Origin of the sequence: Granulicatella sp. WM01 (assembly GCF_004570605.1) — a bacterium.
Classification (GTDB): Bacteria; Bacillota; Bacilli; order Lactobacillales; family Aerococcaceae; genus WM01.
Genome location: NZ_SPPB01000116.1, coordinates 1 through 1,301, shown reverse-complemented (window position 1 = coordinate 1,301; position 1,301 = coordinate 1). Strand labels below are relative to the sequence as shown.

1 protein-coding gene and 1 pseudogene are annotated in these 1,301 nt (G+C 30.1%); one reads left to right on the top strand and one right to left on the bottom strand.

Annotated features, from left to right (window positions below; all coding sequences use genetic code 11):
* The coding region (locus E4T68_RS09670) for a hypothetical protein (protein WP_209305069.1) at positions 1–220 on the top strand (220 nt) is incomplete at its 5' end.
* 826 nt (positions 221–1,046) lie between these two features.
* Here E4T68_RS09670 and E4T68_RS08890 read toward each other — a convergent pair.
* Positions 1,047–1,301 (bottom strand): annotated as a pseudogene (locus E4T68_RS08890) (ISNCY family transposase); the annotation flags it as partial.

Genomic DNA, 1,301 nt, shown 5'->3' with positions numbered 1-1,301 from the left:
CCATGTGAAGCACCTCTTTACTATTTTATCTCAACTTATAGTTTACTGGTTTGCTTCACTTTTTTATATAAAAAATAATCGTGTTGGCGAACTTTTTTGTTCACCAACACGATTTATTGTACACCCAAAAAAGAATGGACTATACTATTTGGTGTTGGTGATTTCCGAAAGGAAGCACCAACACCTTTTAATTTATATACAAACAGGAGAATTATCATGACCTGTGCTTCTAATGTACACCATTTGACGTAGAACCAAAAGAGTGATAATGACATAAAAATAGGCGAAAATGATATTTAAAAATCTTCAGTGATATCTTACTTTATCGGAGTCTTATTCCAAAGCATTCTAGTTAAACATGTGCGAAAGGTCTAACTAGAATACATTGCTTTTTCAGAAAATAAATAATATATCAATCATTGATAAATAGGGGATAGTAGTTTAATTTTTTATGATGTTTATGTAGCGATATACAGTGAATACTTGTATTTTTAATATGGTAAATTAAGATATTGGAATGTTTTGTTTGTCAACATGATTGGTTACATAGCTATAATATTATCAAAAATATACGGAGAAAATGTTGTATATTTGACTGTTTTTTAATTCCTCTTTTTATGATATATCAATAGACAAACTTATTAGTTTTAGTCATATATTTAATTGTAATGACATATTTTGCATATGATTTTTTTATAGAATTTGATTGATAAGATACGCAGATGATTTATGAGGTAGAGGTATTTTGGTGTACATGTTTAGGTGTTTAGTGAGGTGGTGTTTTTATAATGAGAAGTACAGTTCAATGGTGTCTACTTTTTAAGATTTTAAAAGCGTGTTTTCTTCCAAATATTATAGCTTTTCGTTAAAGTAATTTCCTATAATTTATCATAAAATTAGAGAAATGTTATTTAAGTTTATGACAAAGGGTATAGTTGTGTCAATCGAAAATGAAAATGTCCCAAAATGTGGGCCACTATAAGTGCAATGATTTTCAAAAAAAATCATTGCACTTATAGGGCAAAATAATGTATGCTATTAAAGTATCAAGCAGGCTTGTTGTCTTGATACTCTTCAAGAGTTTTTCCAATACTCTTGAGATAGCGTTTGAAAGATGCCAGTTTCCACGGATGTGATTGTGGTGGAACGTATTGGCGTCTTTCTTTTTTTATATTCTCACCCAAATCAAACACCGCTGAATGCTCTTCATGTGTTAACAAACAACGTGTGGCATAAATGTTGTCAGCGATATTCAAGAAAATATCCCCATTAAATGCTTCAATAACCAACGCTTTTGTGTG